The sequence below is a fragment of the Pseudomonas sp. GW822-FHT02G04 genome, from assembly GCF_058802085.1.
Genome location: NZ_JBXANU010000003.1, coordinates 1 through 20,662 on the forward strand (window position 1 = coordinate 1; position 20,662 = coordinate 20,662).

Annotated in this window: 20 protein-coding genes and 1 other RNA gene; 9 read left to right on the top strand and 12 right to left on the bottom strand. The window is 59.1% G+C overall.

Annotated features, from left to right (window positions below; all coding sequences use genetic code 11):
* Window positions 1-76 precede the first annotated feature (76 nt).
* Window positions 77-2,950, bottom strand: a complete 2,874-nt coding sequence (gene gcvP, locus AC1RO5_RS04800; protein ID WP_493173241.1) for an aminomethyl-transferring glycine dehydrogenase — start codon at window positions 2,948-2,950, stop codon at window positions 77-79.
* 153 nt (window positions 2,951-3,103) lie between these two features.
* Between gcvP and AC1RO5_RS04805 the strand changes: the two genes are divergently transcribed.
* Window positions 3,104-4,243 carry a DegT/DnrJ/EryC1/StrS family aminotransferase gene (locus AC1RO5_RS04805; protein WP_493173243.1) on the top strand — a complete coding sequence of 380 codons (1,140 nt, stop codon included), beginning with the start codon at window positions 3,104-3,106 and terminating at the stop codon, window positions 4,241-4,243.
* 107 nt (window positions 4,244-4,350) lie between these two features.
* Here AC1RO5_RS04805 and gcvH read toward each other — a convergent pair whose 3' ends face one another.
* From gcvH to AC1RO5_RS04845, 8 genes are all read right to left on the bottom strand, one after another.
* On the bottom strand, window positions 4,351-4,734 hold the full coding sequence (gene gcvH, locus AC1RO5_RS04810; RefSeq protein WP_493173245.1) for a glycine cleavage system protein GcvH: 384 nt from the start codon (window positions 4,732-4,734) through the stop codon (window positions 4,351-4,353).
* Window positions 4,735-4,784: 50 nt separating this feature from the next.
* Window positions 4,785-5,885: a glycine cleavage system aminomethyltransferase GcvT gene (gcvT, locus tag AC1RO5_RS04815; protein WP_493173247.1), complete on the bottom strand. Its 1,101-nt coding sequence runs from the start codon at window positions 5,883-5,885 to the stop codon at window positions 4,785-4,787.
* A 156-nt stretch (window positions 5,886-6,041) separates the two neighbouring features.
* Entirely contained in the window at window positions 6,042-7,658 is a 1,617-nt protein-coding gene (locus AC1RO5_RS04820) for an ABC transporter permease (RefSeq protein ID WP_493173249.1), read from the bottom strand.
* Window positions 7,659-7,834: 176 nt separating this feature from the next.
* Window positions 7,835-8,839 carry an extracellular solute-binding protein gene (locus tag AC1RO5_RS04825; protein WP_493173251.1) on the bottom strand — a complete coding sequence of 335 codons (1,005 nt, stop codon included), beginning with the start codon at window positions 8,837-8,839 and terminating at the stop codon, window positions 7,835-7,837.
* Window positions 8,840-8,971: 132 nt separating this feature from the next.
* Window positions 8,972-10,189, bottom strand: coding sequence for a 2-octaprenyl-3-methyl-6-methoxy-1,4-benzoquinol hydroxylase (locus AC1RO5_RS04830; protein WP_493173829.1), 1,218 nt, complete (start codon window positions 10,187-10,189; stop codon window positions 8,972-8,974).
* 115 nt (window positions 10,190-10,304) lie between these two features.
* A complete protein-coding gene (gene ubiH / locus AC1RO5_RS04835) occupies window positions 10,305-11,492 on the bottom strand; it encodes a 2-octaprenyl-6-methoxyphenyl hydroxylase (protein WP_493173253.1) in 1,188 nt (395 codons plus the stop codon).
* Window positions 11,489-12,823 (bottom strand): Xaa-Pro aminopeptidase, encoded by a 1,335-nt coding sequence (gene pepP / locus AC1RO5_RS04840; protein WP_477746141.1) that lies wholly within the window; start codon window positions 12,821-12,823, stop codon window positions 11,489-11,491. The genes ubiH and pepP overlap by 4 nt, the downstream gene beginning before the upstream one ends.
* Window positions 12,824-12,850: 27 nt before the next feature.
* Window positions 12,851-13,405 (bottom strand): YecA/YgfB family protein, encoded by a 555-nt coding sequence (locus tag AC1RO5_RS04845; RefSeq protein ID WP_007940361.1) that lies wholly within the window; start codon window positions 13,403-13,405, stop codon window positions 12,851-12,853.
* 125 nt (window positions 13,406-13,530) lie between these two features.
* Between AC1RO5_RS04845 and AC1RO5_RS04850 the strand changes: the two genes are divergently transcribed.
* The 4 genes from AC1RO5_RS04850 (at window position 13,531) to AC1RO5_RS04865 (ending at window position 14,955) form a co-directional block, all read left to right on the top strand.
* Window positions 13,531-13,740 (top strand): TIGR02449 family protein, encoded by a 210-nt coding sequence (locus tag AC1RO5_RS04850; RefSeq protein WP_007940359.1) that lies wholly within the window; start codon window positions 13,531-13,533, stop codon window positions 13,738-13,740.
* A complete protein-coding gene (locus AC1RO5_RS04855) occupies window positions 13,737-14,054 on the top strand; it encodes a cell division protein ZapA (RefSeq protein ID WP_477812420.1) in 318 nt (105 codons plus the stop codon). Before AC1RO5_RS04850 ends, AC1RO5_RS04855 begins: the two co-directional genes overlap by 4 nt.
* 30 nt (window positions 14,055-14,084) lie before the next feature.
* Window positions 14,085-14,263, top strand: a non-coding RNA gene (gene ssrS / locus AC1RO5_RS04860) — 6S RNA.
* Window positions 14,264-14,349: 86 nt separating this feature from the next.
* Entirely contained in the window at window positions 14,350-14,955 is a 606-nt protein-coding gene (locus AC1RO5_RS04865; RefSeq protein ID WP_493173256.1) for a 5-formyltetrahydrofolate cyclo-ligase, read from the top strand.
* Between the two features lie 35 nt (window positions 14,956-14,990).
* Here the strand turns inward: AC1RO5_RS04865 and AC1RO5_RS04870 are convergent, their stop codons facing one another.
* Window positions 14,991-15,140 carry a hypothetical protein gene (locus AC1RO5_RS04870; protein ID WP_493173258.1) on the bottom strand — a complete coding sequence of 50 codons (150 nt, stop codon included), beginning with the start codon at window positions 15,138-15,140 and terminating at the stop codon, window positions 14,991-14,993.
* A gap of 195 nt (window positions 15,141-15,335) precedes the next feature.
* Between AC1RO5_RS04870 and AC1RO5_RS04875 the strand changes: the two genes are divergently transcribed.
* Entirely contained in the window at window positions 15,336-15,785 is a 450-nt protein-coding gene (locus tag AC1RO5_RS04875; protein WP_493173260.1) for an EVE domain-containing protein, read from the top strand.
* Window positions 15,786-15,892: 107 nt separating this feature from the next.
* On the opposite strand, the gene AC1RO5_RS04880 is transcribed toward AC1RO5_RS04875, so the two are convergent.
* Window positions 15,893-16,300, bottom strand: coding sequence for a flagellar basal body-associated protein FliL (locus AC1RO5_RS04880; protein ID WP_028939125.1), 408 nt, complete (start codon window positions 16,298-16,300; stop codon window positions 15,893-15,895).
* A gap of 150 nt (window positions 16,301-16,450) precedes the next feature.
* Here AC1RO5_RS04880 and AC1RO5_RS04885 point away from each other — a divergent pair, with 150 nt between their 5' ends.
* The 3 genes from AC1RO5_RS04885 to AC1RO5_RS04895 all read left to right on the top strand — a co-directional run bounded on the left by AC1RO5_RS04885 (window position 16,451) and on the right by AC1RO5_RS04895 (window position 19,993).
* Window positions 16,451-17,428, top strand: coding sequence for an NADPH:quinone oxidoreductase family protein (locus AC1RO5_RS04885; RefSeq protein ID WP_007899393.1), 978 nt, complete (start codon window positions 16,451-16,453; stop codon window positions 17,426-17,428).
* A 181-nt stretch (window positions 17,429-17,609) separates the two neighbouring features.
* A complete protein-coding gene (locus tag AC1RO5_RS04890; protein WP_493173262.1) occupies window positions 17,610-19,721 on the top strand; it encodes a pyocin-S2/colicin E7-DNase domain-containing protein in 2,112 nt (703 codons plus the stop codon).
* Complete coding sequence (locus AC1RO5_RS04895; protein ID WP_493173264.1) at window positions 19,718-19,993, top strand: bacteriocin immunity protein; 276 nt, start codon at window positions 19,718-19,720, stop codon at window positions 19,991-19,993. The genes AC1RO5_RS04890 and AC1RO5_RS04895 overlap by 4 nt, the downstream gene beginning before the upstream one ends.
* 40 nt (window positions 19,994-20,033) lie before the next feature.
* Here AC1RO5_RS04895 and AC1RO5_RS04900 read toward each other — a convergent pair whose 3' ends face one another.
* Window positions 20,034-20,648 (bottom strand): energy transducer TonB, encoded by a 615-nt coding sequence (locus AC1RO5_RS04900; protein ID WP_493173266.1) that lies wholly within the window; start codon window positions 20,646-20,648, stop codon window positions 20,034-20,036.
* Window positions 20,649-20,662: the final 14 nt, after the last annotated feature.

Below are 20,662 nucleotides of genomic sequence, written 5' to 3' on the forward strand. Positions count from 1 at the left end.
AGGCTTGCCCGCGAAGGCGATGTTGAATGTTATGGCCTCTTCGCGGGCAAGCCTCGCTCCTACAGGGACAGCTATTTCAGCGGTATTCATCCACCGGCACACACGCGCAAAACAGATTGCGGTCGCCGTAGACATTGTCCACACGGTTCACCACCGGCCAGTACTTATGGGCCTTGGTGTGAGCATCCGGCGTCACCGCCTGCTCGATGCTGTACGGCCGCTCCCAGACACCGGTGATGTCGGCCAGGGTATGCGGCGAACGCTTCAGCGGGTTGTCCTCGGCCGGCCAGTTGCCGTTCTGCACCTCGTTGATCTCCGCGCGAATGCTCAGCATCGCATCGATAAAACGGTCCAGTTCCGCCTTCGATTCACTCTCGGTCGGTTCGACCATCAAGGTCCCCGGCACCGGGAATGACATGGTCGGCGCATGGAAACCGTAGTCCATCAGCCGTTTGGCAACGTCTTCTTCGCTGATCCCGGTCAGCGCCTTGAGCGGCCGCAAGTCGAGGATGCATTCGTGGGCCACTCGCTCGTTGCGCCCGGTGTAGAGCACCGGGAACGCCCCGGACAAATGCTGCGCCAGGTAATTCGCGGCGAGGATCGCCACCTCACTCGCATCCGCCAGCTGCGGCCCCATCATCGCGATGTACATCCAGCTGATTGGCAGAATGCTTGCACTGCCCCAAGGGGCTGCGCTCACCGCGCCGTTCCCCGGCAGCGGGCCATCGATCGGCACCACCGGGTGATTGGCAACAAACGGCGCCAGGTGCGCCCGGACACCGATCGGGCCCATCCCCGGTCCACCACCGCCGTGGGGAATGCAGAACGTTTTGTGCAGGTTCATGTGCGACACGTCGGCACCGATGTCCGCCGGCCGCGCCAATCCAACCTGCGCGTTGAGGTTGGCGCCATCCATGTACACCTGACCGCCATGGCTGTGGATAACTTCACAGATCTCGCTGATGCCTTCCTCGTAAACCCCATGGGTCGAAGGATAAGTTGCCATCAGGCAGGCAAGTTTTTCCCCCGCCTCTATGGCCTTTTCTTTCAGGTCTTCCAGATCGACATTACCCGCCTCGTCGCACTCGACGATCACCACCCGCATCCCGGCCATTTGCGCCGAGGCCGGGTTGGTGCCGTGGGCCGAAGACGGGATCAGGCAGATATCCCGTGCGCCCTGATGACGGCTCTGGTGATATTTGCGGATCGCCAGTAGCCCGGCGTACTCGCCCTGAGCGCCCGAGTTGGGTTGCATGCAGATCGCATCGAAACCGGTGATCGCGCAGAGCCAGCGTTCCAGTTCCTCGATCATCAGGGAATAACCCATCACCTGCTCTTTCGGCACGAACGGGTGCAGGTCGGCGAACTGCGGCCAGGTGATCGGGATCATCTCGCTGGTTGCATTGAGCTTCATGGTGCAGGAGCCCAGCGGGATCATCGATTGATTGAGCGCCAGGTCTTTGTTTTCCAGCTGCTTCAAGTAACGCAGCATTTCGGTTTCACTGTGATGAGCATTGAACACCGGATGACGCAGATAAGGCGTACTGCGCTGCAATTCTGCAGGAATGCCGGACACCAGAGCCTCGGCATCCAGTTCGTCGACGCTGAGCCCATGATCGACACCGAGAAACACATCGAACAGTTTCGCCACGGTGGTTTCGTCACTGATTTCGTCGAGGCTCAGGCCCAACTGCCCACGGCCGAGAATGCGCAAGTTGATCTGCGCCGCCTGGGCACTTTCGATGATCGCGGTCTGAGTGCCACCGACCTCCAGGGTCAGGGTGTCGAAGAAGTGTTGGTTCACACGTGTAACGCCATGGCGTTCCAGGCCGGCGGCGAGGATGCAGGTCAGCCGATGGACGCGCTGGGCAATATTCTTGAGCCCTTCCGGGCCATGGTAGACCGCATAGAAACTGGCGATATTGGCCAACAACACCTGGGCGGTGCAGATGTTCGAGTTGGCTTTCTCCCGGCGAATATGTTGCTCGCGGGTTTGCAGGGCCATGCGCAGGGCCACGTTGCCGCGAGCATCTTTCGACACGCCGATGATCCGCCCGGGAATCGCCCGTTTGTATTCGTCGCGACTGGCAAAAAACGCCGCGTGCGGGCCGCCGTAACCCATGGGCACGCCGAAGCGCTGGGATGAACCGAACACCACATCGGCGCCCAACTCTCCCGGCGGAGTCAATAACAGCAGGCTCAGCAGATCGGTGGCGACGCAGGCCAGGGCTTGCTGGGCATGCAGATGATCAATCAGCGGACGCAGATCGCGAACGTCGCCATGGGTGCCGGGATATTGCAGCAGCGCGCCGAACACCTGGTGCTGTTTCAAGTTATCCACAGCGTCGATGACCAGGTCGAAACCGAACCCTTCGGCCCGGGCCTGCACCACGGAAATCGTCTGCGGGTGGCAATTTTCGTCGACGAAAAACAGATTGCTTCTGGACTTGGCGACACGCTTGGCCAGCGCCATGGCCTCGGCTGCCGCCGTGGCTTCATCCAGCAGCGAGGCGTTGGCCAGTTCCAGGCCGGTCAGGTCGATGGTCAGCTGCTGGAAATTCAGCAACGCTTCGAGCCGGCCTTGGGCGATCTCCGGTTGATAAGGCGTGTAAGCGGTGTACCAACCGGGATTTTCCAGCACGTTGCGCAGGATGACGGCCGGTGTGAGGGTGCCGTGATAACCCATGCCGATCAGGCTGGTCCAGACCTGGTTCTGTTCGGCGTAGCTACGCAGTTTGGCCAGCGCGGCTTCTTCGTCGAGGGCGGGCGGCAGGTCCAGCGGTCGGTTGAGGCGGATTCCCGGCGGCACCGTCTGCTCAATCAACTCGACGCGGCTGCCAAGGCCGAGACTGTCGAGCATCGCCTGCTGCTCGGCGGCATCGGGCCCGAGATGGCGGCGCAGGAAGGCATTGGGGTCGCGTAACTGACTCAAGGACGGCAACTGGGACATGACGGGCTCTCTCTTGACTGGCGCTCAGCGTCGATGCAACTCGGTCAAACCAGCATAGCAGTCGATATCCGCACGGATGGCGTGGCGCTATTGGACAATCCGTATCATCATCCTCGGCGCCTACAAACGTTCGCTGATCGGGTGTCTATATTTATGAGCCAATTGTCTTTCCTGCCTTTCTCCAAACCCACCATCGATGAAGCCACGATTGCCGCTGTCGGCGATGTGCTGCGCTCGGGCTGGATTACCAGCGGCCCCAAGGTTCAGGCTTTTGAAGCGCAACTCTCGGAATATTTCGGCGGGCGCCCGGTGCGTACGTTCAATTCCGGCACCTGCACCATGGAAATCGCATTGCGTATTGCCGGCGTCGGGCCGGGGGATGAAGTGATCACCACGCCAATCTCCTGGGTGGCCACCGCCAACGTGATCCTGGAAGTTGGCGCCACGCCGGTGTTTGCCGACATCGACCCGGTCACCCGCAATATCGACCTGGATCAACTGGAAGCGGCCATCACCCCGCGCACCAAAGCCATCATCCCGGTGTTTCTCGCGGGACTGCCCGTGGACATGACACGCCTTTACGCGATTGCAAAAAAGCATGGTTTGCGAGTGGTGGAAGATGCTGCCCAAGCATTGGGTTCGAGCTGGAACGGACAACGCATCGGTTCGACTGGCGATTTCGTGTCCTTCAGTTTCCAGGCGAACAAGAACGTCACCTGCTCAGAGGGCGGTTGCCTGGTGCTGAACAATGCCGATGAAGTGCGATTGGCGGAAAAGTACCGGTTGCAGGGCGTCACCCGCAGCGGTTTCGATGGGCTGGACGTTGATGTGCTGGGCGGCAAGTTCAACATGACCGATGTCGCGGCAGCCATTGGCCTGGGGCAATTTGCCCACCTCGAGGCGATCACTGCTCATCGTCGTGAGCTGGCCAAACATTACTTCGCCTGCTTTGGCGAGGACTTCGAAGCGCAATACGGTGCTCAACTGCCCCCGGCGGATTTCGAGAACAGCAATTGGCATTTGTTCCAACTGGTGCTCCCGGAACGCCAGGATGGCAAACCGGCACGGGCCACTTTCATGGAGCAGATGCAGGCACTGGGCGTTGGTATCGGCTATCACTACCCGCCGATCCACCTGCTGAGTCTTTACCGCGAACGCGGGTTCAAGGAAGGCATGTTCCCGGTCGCCGAGCGGGTCGGACGACTGATCGTCTCGCTGCCGATGTTTACGGCCATGGATAAAGCGGATGTCGAGCGTTCGGTGGCCGCGGTGAAAGCTGTCTTGCGGCCTTGATTCGAACTTGATACGGCCTTTGTAGGAGCTGCCGAAGGCTGCGATCTTTTGATTTTAGAAACAGGATCAAAAGATCGCAGCCTGCGGCAGCTCCTACGGGGCGAGCATTACTCGCCGATGGCGGCCTTGTAGGCCATCGGGTCGAGCAGCTTGTCCAGCTCAGAGGTATCGCTTGGCTCGATCTTGAAGAACCAGCTGTCATAGGGCGCGCTGTTGACCAGTTCCGGGCTGTCGGCCAACTCTTCGTTGACGGCAATGACGGTACCGGAGACTGGCGAGTAGATATCCGACGCGGCCTTGACGGACTCGACGACACCCGCAGCCTCACCGGCAGCGAACACTCTGCCGATTTCCGGCAGTTCGACGAACACCACATCACCCAAGGCTTCCTGAGCATGGTCTGAAATACCCACTTTCACGCCGCCATCATGGTCTAGACGGGCCCATTCGTGACTTTCGGCAAAACGCAGGTCGACAGGGATTTCGCTCATGTTCTGTGTCCTCAAGAAAAATGTCGGCGGTCATTGCCCGCCCAAAAAGGTTAGATCAAGGTTTTGCCGTGGCGTACGAAGGTCGGCTTGACCACTCGAACCGGGTACCACTTGCCACGGATTTCCACTTCAGCGCGGTCGGCGGTGGCCGCCGGCACGCGCGCCAGTGCAATCGACTTGCTAAGCGTAGGAGAGAAACTACCACTGGTGATCTCCCCTTCGCCAACATCGGCGATGCGAACCACCTGATGAGCCCGCAGAACCCCACGTTCCTCAAGGACCAGACCGACCAGTTTGTGCTGCACGCCAGCGGCCTGCTCGGCCTCCAGGGCGGTGCGGCCGATGAACTGGCGCGTGACCGGTTCCCAGGCAATGCTCCAGGCCATATTGGAGGCCAATGGCGAAACGTCTTGATGAATATCCTGACCGTAGAGGTTCATGCCGGCTTCGACCCGCAAGGTATCGCGCGCCCCCAGGCCAATCGGGGAAATGCCCGCGCCCACCAGATCGTTGAAGAAGCCCGGCGCCTGATCGGCCGGCAGCACAATTTCCAGACCGTCCTCACCGGTGTAACCGGTGCGTGCGATGAACCAGTCACCGTCGGCCTGACCTTCGAAAGGTTTGAGTTGCTGGATCAACGTGCCGCGGGACTGAGTCACCAGCTCGGCAATCTTGTGCCGGGCGTGAGGTCCTTGAATGGCCAGCATCGCCAGCTCGGAGCGCTCGTTGAGCTGCACATTCTCGTTGAGCTGCGCATTGAAGTCGGCGAGATGAGCCTGCATCCAGGCCAGGTCCTGATTGCGGGTGGAGGCGTTGACCACCAGCCGATAGCCGTCATCGAGGCGATAGACGATCATGTCGTCGACGATACCGCCGTGCTCGTTGAGCATGGCGCTGTACAAGGCACGGCCGGGGCTGTGCAGGCGTTCGACGTCATTGGCCAGCAAATACTGCAGCCAGGCCTTGGCCTGGGGGCCGTCGACATCGATCACGGTCATGTGGGATACATCGAAAACCCCGCAATCGCGGCGCACCTGATGGTGTTCCTCGACCTGCGAGCCGTAATGCAGAGGCATATCCCAACCGCCAAAATCGACCATCTTCGCGCCGAGGGCGAGATGAAGGTCATACAGAGGCGTGCGCTGTCCCATGGGTTTCTCCTTCCGGGCGTGGCGAAGGTGCGGACAGCCGCTGTACGGGGTGAAATGCCTTGAAATAAAGGCTTTCAGCCGATTTCAGCAACCCGGTCTGAAAGACGGACCGCACCGAATGCCGCGCATTGTAGCCGCAAGGTGTAGGACTGACACCTAGCCGTTTCGATGCGCCGATCTTCTGATTAATCCGATGACCGGCAACAGCCCGACCAAAACCAGAGTCAGTGCAGGCAACGAGGCCCTGGCCCACTCACCTTCGCTGGTCATTTCAAAGATCCGCACCGCCAGCGTGTCCCAGCCGAACGGGCGCATCAGCAGGGTCGCGGGCATTTCCTTGAGCACGTCGACAAACACCAGCAACGCAGCGCTCAACGTGCCCGGCAGCAGCAGCGGCAGATACACTTTGAAAAACAGTCGTGGCCCACTGACGCCAAGGCTACGTGCTGCTTCGGGCAAAGAGGGCCGTATTCGCGCCAGGCTGCTTTCCAGCGGCCCATAAGCCACAGCAATGAATCGCACCAGATAGGCCAGCAATAACGCCGACAGACTGCCCAGCAGCAGCGGTTTGCCCGCGCCGCCAAGCCAGCCCGACAGCGGAATCACCAGTTCGCGATCCAGGTAACTGAACGCCAGCATGATCGACACCGCCAACACCGAGCCCGGCAGTGCGTAGCCGAGGTTGGCCAGGCTGATGCCGGAACGGATCGCCCGGGTCGGTGCCAATCGACGGGCGAAGGCCAGCAACAGAGCGACGCTGACAGTGATCAACGCCGCCATGCCACCCAGATACAGGGTGTGCACGATCAACCCGGCATAACGTTCGTCCAGATCGAAGCGCCCGCGTTGCCAGAACCACACCAGCAGTTGCAGCACGGGAATGACGAAGGCGCAGGCGAACACCAGACCACACCAGCTCATCGCCGCCAGCGCCTTGACCCCATGCAGGTGATACAGCGCCTTGACCCGCGGCCGTTCGTTGCCCGCCCGGTTGGCTCCCCGAGCCCGGCGCTCGCCATACAGCACGACCATCACCACTAACAGCAGCAGGCTGGCCAGTTGCGCGGCGGTGGAGAGACTGAAAAAGCCGTACCAGGTCTTGTAGATAGCGGTGGTGAACGTATCGAAGTTGAACACCGACACCGCACCGAAATCCGCCAGGGTTTCCATCAGCGCCAACGCCACCCCCGCGCCGATCGCCGGACGTGCCATGGGCAACGCCACTCGCCAGAACGCCTGCCACGGAGATTGCCCAAGGACTCGCGCCGCTTCCATCAGGCCTTTGCCCTGGGCCAGGAATGCGGTGCGCGCCAACAGGTAAACGTAGGGATAGAAAACCAGCACCAGCACCAGAATCACGCCGCCGGTGGAACGCACTCGCGGCAGCCTCAGACCACTGCCGAACCATTCGCGCAGCACGGTTTGCACCGGGCCGGCGAAATCCAGCAGGCCGACGAAGACGAAGGCCAGCACGTAGGCAGGAATCGCGAACGGCAGCATCAACGCCCAGTCCAGCCACCGCCGCCCCGGGAACTCACAGAGGCTGGTGAGCCAGGCCAGGCTGACGCCCAGCAGCGTTACGCCGAAGCCAACGCCCACGACCAGCGTGAGGGTATTGCCCAGCAGCCGCGGCATTTGTGTATCCCACAGGTGGGACCAGATCTGCTGATCGATGGTTTGCCAGGAGAGAAGCAGAACGCTCAGGGGCAGCAGGACCAGCGCAGCAATGGCGAAGACCAGGGGATACCAGCGGCGTTGGGCGGGGTGGGCCAAGGAAAGTTCTCGTTTAAATGATTGTGCCCACGCTCTGCGTGGGCACACCTCTTGTGACGCTCTGCGTCACGCCTCTACGCAGAGCGTCGGTGGATGCATTCCCACGCAGAGCGTTGGAACGATCAGGCCGGCAGGGACGCCTCCACTTCATTCGGTGGCGCAGTATATCGACAGACTCAGTTCCAGCCGACCCGATCCATCATCCGGATCGCTTCAGCCTGACGCTTGCCGGCGATTTCCACTGGCAAGGTATCGGCGACAAACTTGCCCCAACTCGCGACTTCAGCCGAAGGCGGAACGGCAGGGTTGGCCGGGAACTCCTGGTTTATGTCAGCGAAAATCTTCTGCGCATCAGGTGTGGTCATCCACTCCACCAACGCCTTGGCGGCTTCCGGGTGCGGTGCGTGTTTGGTCAGGCCGATACCCGACAGGTTGACGTGCACGCCACGGTCGCCCTGATTCGGCCAGAACAGTTTCACCGGCAGGTCCGGCTTCTGTTTGTGCAGGCGGCCATAGTAGTAAGTGTTGACGATGCCGACGTCGCACTGACCGGCGTTGATCGCCTCCAGCACGGCGATGTCGTCGGAGAACACGTCGGTGGACAGGTTGTTGACCCAGCCTTTGAGGATCTTCTCGGTTTTCTCGGCGCCATGGACTTCGATCATCGTGGCGGTCAGGGACTGGTTGTAGACCTTCTTCGCCGTGCGCAGGCACAGGCGGCCTTCCCACTGTTTGTCGGCCAGCGCCTCGTAGGTGGTCAGCTCACCGGGTTTCACCCGGTCGGTGGAGTAGGCAATGGTCCGCGCCCGCAGGCTCAGGCCGGTCCAGGCATGGGAGGACGCGCGGTATTGCAGCGGAATGTTGGCGTCGATCACCTTGGACGTGAATGGCTGGAGGATGCCCATCTGCTCGGCCTGCCAGAGGTTGCCGGCATCGACGGTCAGCAACAGGTCGGCGGTGGCGTTTTCGCCCTCGGCCTTGATCCGCTGCATCAACGGCGCTTCCTTGTCGGTGATGAACTTCACCTGTACGCCGGTTTTCTGGGTGTAGGCATCGAAGACCGGTTTGATCAGCTCATCGATACGCGAGGAGTAAACCACCACCTCGTCGGCGGCCTGGACGGCGGTGCTGCCTATCAGGGTCAGGGCCAGTGCAGTCAGTAGACGCTTGGGTGCCAACATGGAAGCGGTCTCTCGAATGTGAAGTGAGGCCAAATGATAAGGACTCACATTTCGCTTCTCAATCGAACAGTGGGCGGAGGAGTTACCGGATGTTGCAATAGGAGCTGCCGAAGGCTGCTCCTATTGGGGTAATCAGGCCTTGGCCAACGCCGGCAGATCCCCAATCAACCCAAGCGCTTCGCGCACGAACAACGCCTTGGCCTCGGGCATCTGGTCGACCATCTTCAACCCGGCATTGCGCAACCAGCGCACCGGCAACGGATCGGCCTGGAACAAGCGCTCGAACCCTTCCATCGCCGCCATCAACGCCAGGTTATGGGGCATGCGCCGACGCTCGTAGCGACTGAGCACTTTCACATCCGCCAACCGCTCACCGCGCGCGGCCGCTTGCAGCAGCACTTCGGCCAATACCGCGGCATCGAGGAAACCGAGGTTCACGCCCTGCCCGGCCAGCGGATGGATGGTGTGGGCCGCATCGCCGATCAACGCCAGGCCTTCAGCCACGTAACGCTTGGCATGACGCTGACGCAGCGGCACGCACAGACGCGGGTCAGCACTGAGCACCGTGCCGAGGCAGCCTTCAAAGGCCCGCTCCAGCTCCTTGCAGAAGCCTTCGTCGTCCAGTGCCATCAGACGTTCGGCTTCGCTCGGCGTGGTCGACCAGACGATCGAGCACCAATCCTGCTGGCCGTCCCGTTCCAGTGGCAGAAACGCCAGCGGGCCGTTGTCGGTGAAACGCTGCCACGCAGTCATTTGATGCGGTTTGGCGCTGCGCACACTGGTGACGATCGCGTGGTGCATGTAATCCCACTCGCGAGTCGCAACGCCGGTCAGGCGCCGCACCGCCGAGTTGGCGCCATCCGCCGCGATCACCAACGGTGCCCGCAAGGTGCGGCCATCGGCCAGGGTCAGCAGCCAGTCGTCACCGGAGCGGCGCATCTGCTCCAGACGCGCATTGGCCAGCATCCCGAGGTCGCAGTCGTGCAGCCGGTCGAGCAAGGCGTCCTGAACCACGCGGTTCTCGACGATATGCCCGAGCGCCTCAGCATGTACGCTGGTCGCCGAGAAATGGATTTGCCCGGTGCCGCTGCCGTCCCAGACGTGCATGTCGGTGTAGGGGCTGCTGCGCCGGTTGACGATGCCGTCCCAGACGCCCAGGCGTTCGAGTATTCGCTGGCTGGCCGCCGACAAGGCGCTTACCCGTGGCTCGAACGGCGCCTGGCCATCGAAGGGTTTGACGCTCAGGGGGCTGCCGTCCAGCAGCAGGACTTCGAGCCCGCTGTTTTGTAACGCCAGCGCCAGGGCGCTGCCGACCATTCCGGCCCCGACAATCAGCAGATCTGCGCGCATTTCCATGCTTTAGGCCTGTCTCGTTTGCGGCTTGAGCCGCAGGTAAAGGGGTTTCTCGACGCGCGTCACCGAAGTGCTCGCGCAGTCATGAATCTCGACGTGCAGGTGTGCCCGCTTAAACATCAGGACGCGTACCCAGGCCCATGGCCTGTCGGGCGAACCAGCGCTTGGCCGGCGGCAGCAGATCGAGACCGAGCAGGCCGATGTTGCGCCCCAGGGAAACCAGCGGCTGAGTGCTGCCGAACAACCGGGTGACCTGATCGGAGAAACCCACGGTCAGGTTCTGATCCATCCGCTGACGCTCACGGTAAGCCTGCAAGGTGGTGAAATCGCCAAGCGCAGTCTCACTACTCAACAAGGTGTCGGCCAAGGCCTGGGCATCGCGCAGGGACAGATTGAAGCCCTGCCCGGCAATCGGATGCAGGCTGTGCGCGGCGTTGCCGAGGATCGCCAGATGCGGGCGGACTTGTTCCTCGGCTTCGATCAGCGACAGCGGATACAAATTGCGGGCGCCGACCTGTTTCAGCGTGCCGAGGCGATAGCCGAACACGCCCTGCAACTCGCTGAGAAAGCTGCGGTCATCAAGGGCCGCCAACCGTTGCGCGTCCATCCCCAGACGGGTCCAGACCAGGGCGCAGCGGTTTTCCGGCAGCGGCAGCAAGGCCATCGGGCCATCGTCGGTAAAGCGTTCGAAGGCCATGCCGTTGTGCGCTTCGCTCGGGGTGATGTTGGCGATCAGCGCGCTCTGGTTGTACGGGCGTTTCTTGATGCCGATGCCCAGCTGTTCACGCAGGCCCGAACGGCCGCCATCGGCCAACACCGCGAGATCGCATTCCACCAGGGTTTCATCGTTGAGCGTCAGGCGATAGCCGTCGGTCAGCGGTTCCATGCCGGTGACCTCCGCCGGGCAACGCCAGCTGATCACGTCCTTGTCCAGACTGTGCCAGAGGCATTGGCCGAGCCAGGCGTTTTCCACCACATAACCCAGTGCCGGAACGCCCTCTTCCATCGCCGACAGCCGCGCCGTGGAAAAACGCCCACGGTCGGAGACATGAATTTGCTTGATCGGCTCGGCGCGGAGGGAGATTTCCTGCCACACGCCCAACCGCTGATAAATCTGTCGGGCGCCGAACGACAGCGCCGAAGAGCGAGCGTCATAGCTCGGTTGGTACGTGTCGCCGGGGGCAAAGGGTTCGATCAGTACGATCTTCCAGCCACGGGCCTTGGCCCCGGCCTGCAACGCCAACGCCAGGCTCGCGCCAACCAGGCCACCGCCGATGATTGCCAGATTGACTCGACTCATGCCGCTTGTGTCCGTGCGGCGGCCATCAAGGCCTCGATCTCGGCGACCGTTTTCGGCACGCCGTTCGTCAGGATTTCACAACCGGTTTTGGTGACCACCACGTCGTCCTCGATGCGCACGCCAATGCCGCGCCATTTCTTCGCCACGTTCTGGTTGTCCGGGGCAATGTAGATGCCCGGCTCGACCGTCAGCGCCATGCCGACTTCCAGCACGCGCCATTCACCGCCGACCTTGTACTCGCCGACGTCATGCACATCCATGCCCAGCCAGTGGCCGGCACGGTGCATGTAAAACGCCTTGTAGGCTTCGCTGGCGATCAGTTCATCGACGTCGCCCTGCAACAGACCCAACTTCACAAGGCCCGTGGTAATGACCCGAACCGTGGCTTCGTGCGCCTGATTCCAGTGTTTGTTCGGTGCGATTTCGGCAAACGCCGCTTCCTGGGAAGCCAGCACCAGCTCGTAGATCGCCTTCTGTTCCGGTGAATACTTGCCGTTGACCGGCCAGGTGCGGGTGATGTCGCTGGCGTAGCAGTCGATCTCGCAACCAGCATCGATCAGCACCAGATCGCCGTCCTTGAGCACCGCGTCATTCTGCTGGTAATGCAGGATGCAGCTGTTGCGCCCGGCGGCGACGATCGAACCGTAGGCCGGCATCTTCGCCCCGCCCTTGCGGAATTCGTAATCGAGTTCGGCTTCGAGGCTGAACTCATGCAAACCGGCACGGCTGGCCTGCATCGCCCGGATATGGGCCTGAGCGGAAATCCGCGCGGCTTCGCGCATCACCTTCACTTCTGCCGCCGATTTATACAGGCGCATGTCGTGCAACAGATGATCCAGGGCAACGAATTCGTTCGGCGGCTGGGCACCGAGATTCGCCTTGGAGCGGATCACGTTGATCCAGTCCATCAGGTGCCGATCGAATTCCGGGTTGCTGCCCATGGCCGAATACACCCGGTCGCGGCCTTCGATCAGGCCCGGCAGGATGTCGTCGATGTCGGTGATGGGAAAAGCGTCGTCGGCGCCGAAGTCGCGGATCGCGCCTTCCTGGCCGGCGCGCAGGCCGTCCCACAGCTCTCGCTCGGCATTGCGTTCACGGCAGAACAGGATGTACTCGCCATGTTCGCGACCGGGAATCAAAACGATAACGGCCTGAGGCTCGGGAAAGCCGCTGAGATACTGGAAGTCGCTGTCCTGACGGTAAACGTGCTCGACGTCACGGTTGCGAATGGCAACCGCGGCGGCGGGCAGGATGGCGATGCTGTTGGGTTCCATCTGCGCCATCAAGGCCTTGCGGCGACGGCTGTATTCCGATTTCGGGATATGAATCATGGGCAGATGGCTTTTCCTGGCTCGCGATTAATGCAACGACGGTTTGGCGGCTGCTTCGTCGGTTTTCTTGGTTTCAGTGAACAGCAGCAACGGTGCGACGCGCAGGTACTCCATGACTTCCATGTAGTCGCTTTCGCCGTCATCGGACTCTTCCAGGGCGTCTTGCACCTGAGAAATGGCGGCCAGATCCTGCAGCACTTCAGTCGCTTCAGCGCTGAGGGCATATTCGCGACGGGTCAGACCGAAGCCGGTGAGGAAGCCCTGGCACCACTGGCCCAGCGCGGCCGCGCGCTCGGTGAGCGGCGCGTCGTCGCTCGGCAGCAGCAGAACAACGGTCATGTCGTCGCTGGTAAGCTCGCCCTTGACCATTTCCTGCAGGCCGATCAAGGCGTTGCGAACGTTGTCTTGCGGCTCGCCTTCGAGCAGCTCGGCGGCGTCTGCCAGCCAGCTGTCGGCATCGAAACCGGCACCGGCGCAACTGCGGCCGAGCAGCAGGCCGTGTAGCTCGGCAGGCGAGACGGGATGGCCGCTGGTGCTCAGCAGGGTGGCGAAGGCTTGGTACGGAGAATTCTGAATGGGCATGGGTAGCTAGGCGCCAGACGGCGCTATGTCTAGAATGAAGGCCTTGTATCCTACATCGACAGACTCGCCAAGACTATTAAAGGCTGTCCGCCAGCTACCTCCCATCAGACGAACACGTGGACACAATGGAAGACACCGACCTGCAAGCGCTGATGGCCAGACTCGAGCTGCTGATTACCCGAGTCGAGCAACTAAAGAGTCAAAACGCACTCTTACTAGCTCAGGAAAAGACCTGGCGCGAGGAACGCGCGCACCTCATTGAAAAAAATGAAATCGCCCGGCGTAAGGTCGAATCGATGATTTCGCGCCTCAAGGCCCTGGAGCAAGACTCATGAGTTCAAGCAATAGCGTTACCGTGCAGATCCTCGACAAAGAATATTCGATCATCTGCCCCCAGGAAGAGCGCAGCAACCTGATCAGCGCTGCCCGCTACCTGGACGGCAAGATGCGCGAGATCCGCAGCAGCGGCAAAGTCATCGGCGCCGACCGCATTGCCGTGATGGCCGCGCTGAACATCACGCACGATCTTCTGCACAAGGAAGATCGTCCGGATGTGCAGGTCAGCGGTTCGACCCGGGAACAGGTTCGCGACCTGCTGGACCGCGTCGATCTGGCGCTGTCGACCGATCCGGATGTCACCAAGGGCTGATTCGCCTGGCCGCTTGAGTTATACTCGCATCACTCCCTGGGGTGCTTGCCAGTTGACCACGTCCCTGAGCCGATTCGCACTACCCTGGAGGTTGCACGTTGGGCTGGTGTGCATGTCCGCTAGACGGAAAGCCTTAAAGCCTACTGCATCTTCCACCTTGAACTTTCGGGTTCAAGGGCTAAGTCAGCAGCGGTTCATCCGGGGAGCCTGATTTCAATCCGATGCCGGTTTTAATACCGGCATCGGCATGTTTACGGGTACGCTTTTAGTACTCGCACTTCTGAAGCCTGAATCCATGACCGAACCTGCGCTGCTGCCCCGACCGCAACTTCGACGCATGCTGCGCAACGCCCGCCGCTCACTGACTCCCAGTCAGCAGCGCGAGGCTGCTCGCGGGCTGTATAAACAATTGGCCCGGCACCCGCTGTTCCGCCGCGCAAAACACATCTCCCTGTACCTGCCCACCGACGGTGAAATCGATCCGCGCCTGCTGATGCGTGCCGCGCAACGTCGGGGCAAGGCCACGTACCTGCCGGTACTCAGCGCCTGGCCGCGAACCAAAATGGTGTTCCAGCGGATTCGTCCCGGCGAAAAGCTCAAACCCAACCGTTTCCGCATTCCCGAACCACGGCATAACCTCGCCCGGCAACGCAAGGTCTGGGCGCTGGATCTGGTGTTGCTGCCGTTGGTGGGGTTTGATGATGTCGGCGGACGCCTGGGGATGGGCGGCGGCTTCTACGACCGAAGCCTGGCGTATCTGGCGCGCCGCAAAAACTGGCGCAAACCAACGCTGCTGGGCCTGGCCCATGAATGTCAGAAGGTTCAACGATTGGCTCAGGCGAGCTGGGATGTACCGCTGCAGGGCACAGTTACTGACAAGGCGTGGTATATCGCGGACTAGACGCCACTGATATCAGCGGCGCCCAAAAGACAGGTTCAGCGCTTGAAGGCCGACGGCTGTTGCTGCGTGATCTCGACCGGAGCATCGGTCTTGTTGGCCCACAGGCTTTGGGCATAGCCGGTGGTCACGACGCCCAAACCGAACAAAATAACCAATATCCAGAGTAAATCCGGTTTGCGTTTCATCGATTGCCCCCCTCAAGGCACATCAACACGATGACAGCAGCGGTTTCCGTTGTAGGCCGTGCAGCAGCGTCAAGCTTAGAAGGCCGGCATTTTGCGACAACGTGAACCGACACGCAAACGCTGGCGTCAACCGACTGTCGGTTTGTCATAAAATTGACCGACAACTTGCCCACTCACCTCGCAAGGAGCAAAACCATGGCCTATTGGCTGATGAAATCCGAGCCTGACGAACTCTCGATCAAAGACCTGGAGAAGCTTGGCCGAGCGCGCTGGGACGGGGTTCGCAACTACCAGGCGCGCAACTTTTTACGGGCCATGGCAGTGGGCGACGAGTTTTTCTTCTATCACTCCAGCTGCCCTGAGCCGGGGATTGCCGGAGTCGGAAAGATCGTCGAGGCGGCGTATCCGGACCCAACGGCGCTGGAACCCGAGGGTCATTACTTCGATCCGAAGGCCACTGCCGAGAAAAACGCCTGGAGCGCGATCGATGTCGCTCACGTCGAGACGTTTTCCAAGGTATTGAAACTCGATTATCTGAAGCAGCAAACAGCGCTGGCCGAAATGCCATTGGTACAGAAAGGCTCGCGCCTGTCGGTGATGCCGGTGACGGCTGAGCAGTGGGCGGCGGTTATGGCTCTGCGTTGAAGATCGCTAAAAGATCGCAGCCTGCGGCAGCTCCTACGTCGAATGCGCTTCTCTGTAGGCGCTGCCGAAGGCTGCGATCTCGGCAATCAATCAGACAAGGCAAGAACTCACTGAATGATCAGGTTGTTGAACAACAAATCCTCAACCACCGGCTTACCGGTTTCATCGCTCATCACTTGCTGGGTCTGCTTCAAGGCTTCCTGACGCAGCTTTTCCTTGGCTTCGACGTTATTCATGGTTTCAGTGGTCTGCTGCGCAAACAACGCCACCAGCTGATTACGAATCAGAGGCTCATTGGCCTTCACCGCCTTGGTCGCCTCATCACCGGTCACCCGTAGCGCCACATCGGCCTTGTAGACCTTGAGCTTCGGCGTGCCATCCAACCCATAGTTGCCCACGAACGGCGGGCTCAGGGTGATGTAGTTGACCTTCGGGGCTTCACCTTCTTTGGCTTCTTCGGCCATCGCTGCCACGGGCAGAGACAGGGCCAGCATCAACATGATCCACGCTTTCACAATTCGCTCCTTATCCGGTTTGCGGCCTAGCATAACGACCCGCCGCTCAAGCACAAGCTTATGGCTGACTATCAGGGTCGGGCATGCTCGTTGACCCGTTGACTCACACACCTACACTTATCGGCCATCACTCCCAAAGGAATAGCCCTGATGAAAGCCGTGCTGTGCAAAGCCTTCGGCCCTGCCGAATCGCTGGTGCTGGAAGACGTCGCCAGCCCTGTTGCGAAGAAAAACGAAATCCTGCTGGACGTGCACGCGGCCGGGGTGAATTTCCCGGACACGCTGATCATCGAGGGCAAATACCAGTTCAAACCACCCTTCCCGTTTTCACCGGGTGGCGAAGCGGCCGGCGTGGTCAGCGCGGTGGGCGAGAAGGTCAGCCACCTCAAGGTCGGTGACCGGGTCATGGCCCTGACTGGCTGGGGCAGTTTCGCCGAGCAGGTCGCGGTCCCGGGTTACAACGTGCTGCCGATCCCGCCATCGATGGACTTCAACACCGCCGCCGCCTTCAGCATGACCTACGGCACTTCGATGCACGCCCTCAAGCAACGGGGCAACCTGCAACCCGGCGAAACCTTGCTGGTGCTCGGCGCTTCCGGCGGCGTCGGCCTCGCCGCCGTGGAAATCGGCAAAGCCATGGGCGCCCGGGTGATCGCCGCCGCCAGCAGTGCGGAAAAACTCGCGGTGGCCAAGGCCGCCGGCGCCGATGAGCTGATCAACTACAGCGAAACCAGCCTCAAGGACGAAATCAAACGCCTGACCGACGGCCAGGGCGCCGACGTGATCTACGACCCGGTGGGCGGCGACCTGTTCGACCAGGCCATCCGCGCCATCGCCTGGAACGGCCGTCTATTGGTGGTCGGTTTCGCCAGCGGACGCATCCCTGAATTGCCAGTGAACCTGGCATTGCTCAAAGGAGCCGCAGTGGTCGGCGTGTTCTGGGGCTCGTTTGCCCAACGCCAGCCACAGGACAACGCGGCAAACTTCCAGCAGTTGTTTGGCTGGTTCGCCGAGGGCAAGTTGAAACCGCTGGTGTCGCAGGTGTATCCGCTGAGCAACGCGGCGCAGGCGATCAATGATCTTGGCCAGCGCAAGGCGGTCGGGAAGGTTGTTGTGCAGGTTCGCTGAATCAGCGCAGTGCACAAAAAGGCCAGGACAACCGACAAGGTTGTTCTGGCCTTTTCATTGACAGGTTTGAAAAACCGGAAGCAACACATTAATTTTCAATTGGCGTGGCGGTAATTATGTAACGCCCTCTCTGCAAAATTTTGGATTAGTTTGACCCCATACAGACACAGGGAGTAACTGTATGAGCGATCAAAACTGGCAGCCGGGCCAGACCTTACATATAGATGCAACCGAAATCAATCCATACAAACAACAAAGCTACTCACGAGTCTTTGAAGGCGGCGGACACCTAAAGAGGATACAAGGCGACTTTCGAATGACACAGGGAGTTGCCGAAAGAACATTAAGCCTTCACAGCGATATAAAAAACGACTACGAGACCAAACTCAATGATCTTCCTCAACAAATACAGACTGAGCTCTCTACTAATGGCGCAACAAGTACAGCAACAACCATACCAACCGATTCCCCCAGCATCGAGCGCGACCAATTAATCGTCAATCGGTTAATTCAGCTGAGAACAGAACGTTTGCAAAGCAGCTTGAAAGAGGCCAATTCGTTTTATGGCAGCGACCCAAACAACAAATCAAATCAGGAGTATATAAGTACCTTCAATCGCTACATTCGTCAAGATTACAGTGCGAGGAAAACACACAAACATTGGGCACGATCTTACGCCGCCGGATATTCGGTCAAACTTTATACCGAATCCATCCGTCTTCTTACGCAGCGTTCAAATCAGCTCAATGCCGCTTATGTGAATGCGCGGGCTCGTCAAGAGGCAGCGCGACAAGCAGAGCATCAGGCTCGTCAAAAGGCGGCGCGGCAAGCAGAGGCTCGGGCCAGGGACATTGCGGAGCAACAGGCCAAAGCAGAACTTCGGGCCAAGCAAGGAGAAGCAAGGAGAGCGGAACAACGAAGAAAGCAGCAGATCGCAACTGAGCTCGCTGATCGGTTCGACGCGATGCTTCACCAACTCACCCAGAATCTACCTGAGGGTATTGACGAAAAACTGCAATGGCTTAAAGAGAAACACCGAGAACTATACGCCGCTGACCGTGAGACGACTAAGGCAGAACAAGCAGCTGGGTGGAGTTTCGCTAAACAAAGGAGAGACCGCCGTTTGGGCTCACTGGAGCTAATAAAATATGATATTGATGCATTGGTTCGAACAAAACATCGAATAGAAAATATAAACCTGCCATCCATTAATGGCACTGCGGCATCCGTAAGGGCCTTAGTGATTACTCCCGACGGCCTGATTTCGGGATATGAAAACCTACCCACTTCTTTGGGTGGCGCGGTTGATATTTTGAGTAAAGCACTGACAGCAATAGGACGAGTACCATTGGCGGCATTGATCGGATCGGTATTTTACTCACCCTCGATTGGAAATGGTGAGCTCCAAAGCAATCCTGTGGTGTTAACGATCCCACTATCTCAGCTAGATGACGATATCGATTTCCAAATAGATCTGCGCGGCCATGACGAAATATATATGCCATTTCGAGCTGTATCTTCGGTTCGCGGAGAACACACTCAGCTTTATCTCTCCAAGACGAGTGAAGCCCTGTCAGAGTGGGTAAGAACCAGAGAAGTAAAGCTTGATCCACTAACCAATCTCTACACCTTTACTACAGAAGGGCTTCTTCCTAGAACGCTGACCTGGACACCCGATAGCGCGCCCGGCAATGATTTTTTAGGGCCGACGGAGTTACCTTCCGAGCAAGCTGGTATCAAGATTTATCCAGGTGCCAGAGTCACACAAGTAGAGGGTCGGATTGATGAACATCCGACCTATGATAAGGCCGACTCCGACGACTACATTTTGTGGTTTCCGGAAGAGTCCCAGATCGAACCCGTTTATGTCATGGTCAGCCGTTCGGGCCCGCGCTATGAGCCGGGTACGGTGACTGGAATGGGTCAAGCCGTTGGAGAGAATTGGCTTGGGAGCGCAAGAGAAATCGGTGGCTCTCCCATTCCTGCTCAGATAGCAGATCAGTTGCGTGGTCAGGACTTCAGGAGCTTTGATCAGTTCAGAGAAAATTTCTGGAAAGCAATCGCATCTGATAAATCGCTAAGCCAACAGTTTGGTAAAGTCGATATGAAACAAATGCGCGGTGGCGCAGCACCTTATCCTGAACCCATTGACAATGTCGGAGGCAGAGATAAATTTGAAATACACCATAAGCAAAGAATAGCAGATGGGGGAGCAGTATATGATGTGGACAACTTGACTGTCTTGACCCCAAAGGCACACATAGAATTACACAAAAAAGGTACTCAACCATGATCCTCAAAGACAGGTTAGAAGATTATACAGAAGCTGAATTTTTAATTTTTTTAAGAGAGTTTTTTGAGGACACTAACGACTTATCGGGTGATGCGCTTAGCGAATACTCGAGTAAGCTCATGCGACACTTTGAAAAAGTAACCGAGCATCCCAGACAGCGTTTAGTTCTTACTCGCCCGATAAATGGGCGAGAGGATAGCCCAGAAGGGGTACTGGCAGAGATTAAAGAATGGCGTAAAGCAAACGGTAAACCAGGCTTCAAACCCGAATAACTCTGGAGCGCGGCCGTACGGTCGCGCTCCACACTTTCCATTACAGCAACTCGCGAATATCCTGCGGCAGAAAACGCACAAACAGGCTCGTAGGATGCGTATTACAGCTCCGAACAATTGAAGGAACACTTTTGTTGAGTTTGGCGATAAGTGCCAGACGTTTCTCCTCCGGAAATTGCGCTGGCGAAATAGAGTGGGTCAGATAACTGCGTGTCCAATTGAAAACTGGCAGATCCACCCACGAGAAATCCGAAAAATTCTGTGCTACTCGACTGACGTCTGAACACCGCAACTTCTTCAATTTTTCGTTAGCGTGAATAGGCGGGGTATCGTCCAGCCTGAAGACCATGGGCGCGACTACCTGAATTTCTGCCGGACGATCACCGCTGATTTCCCATGGCTGGAATCGCCATTGGCTGATCGCAGACCGAGAGGCTTCGGCAAGCTCGGGGTGAGCGTCCTCTGGAACGACTAGCTTACTGACCGATCCATCGGCATGGACGATCAAGTTGACCCGAACCTCACCCGTGATGCCAGCCCGGTAAAGTGCCCTTGGATATGCAGGCTTGGGATTATCCGCTGGTATCAGGAACACCTCCCCTGCGCGAACACCGCTGGAAAACATACACAAAACAATCAACGCAAACCACCGCATAACCCCTCCCCTCT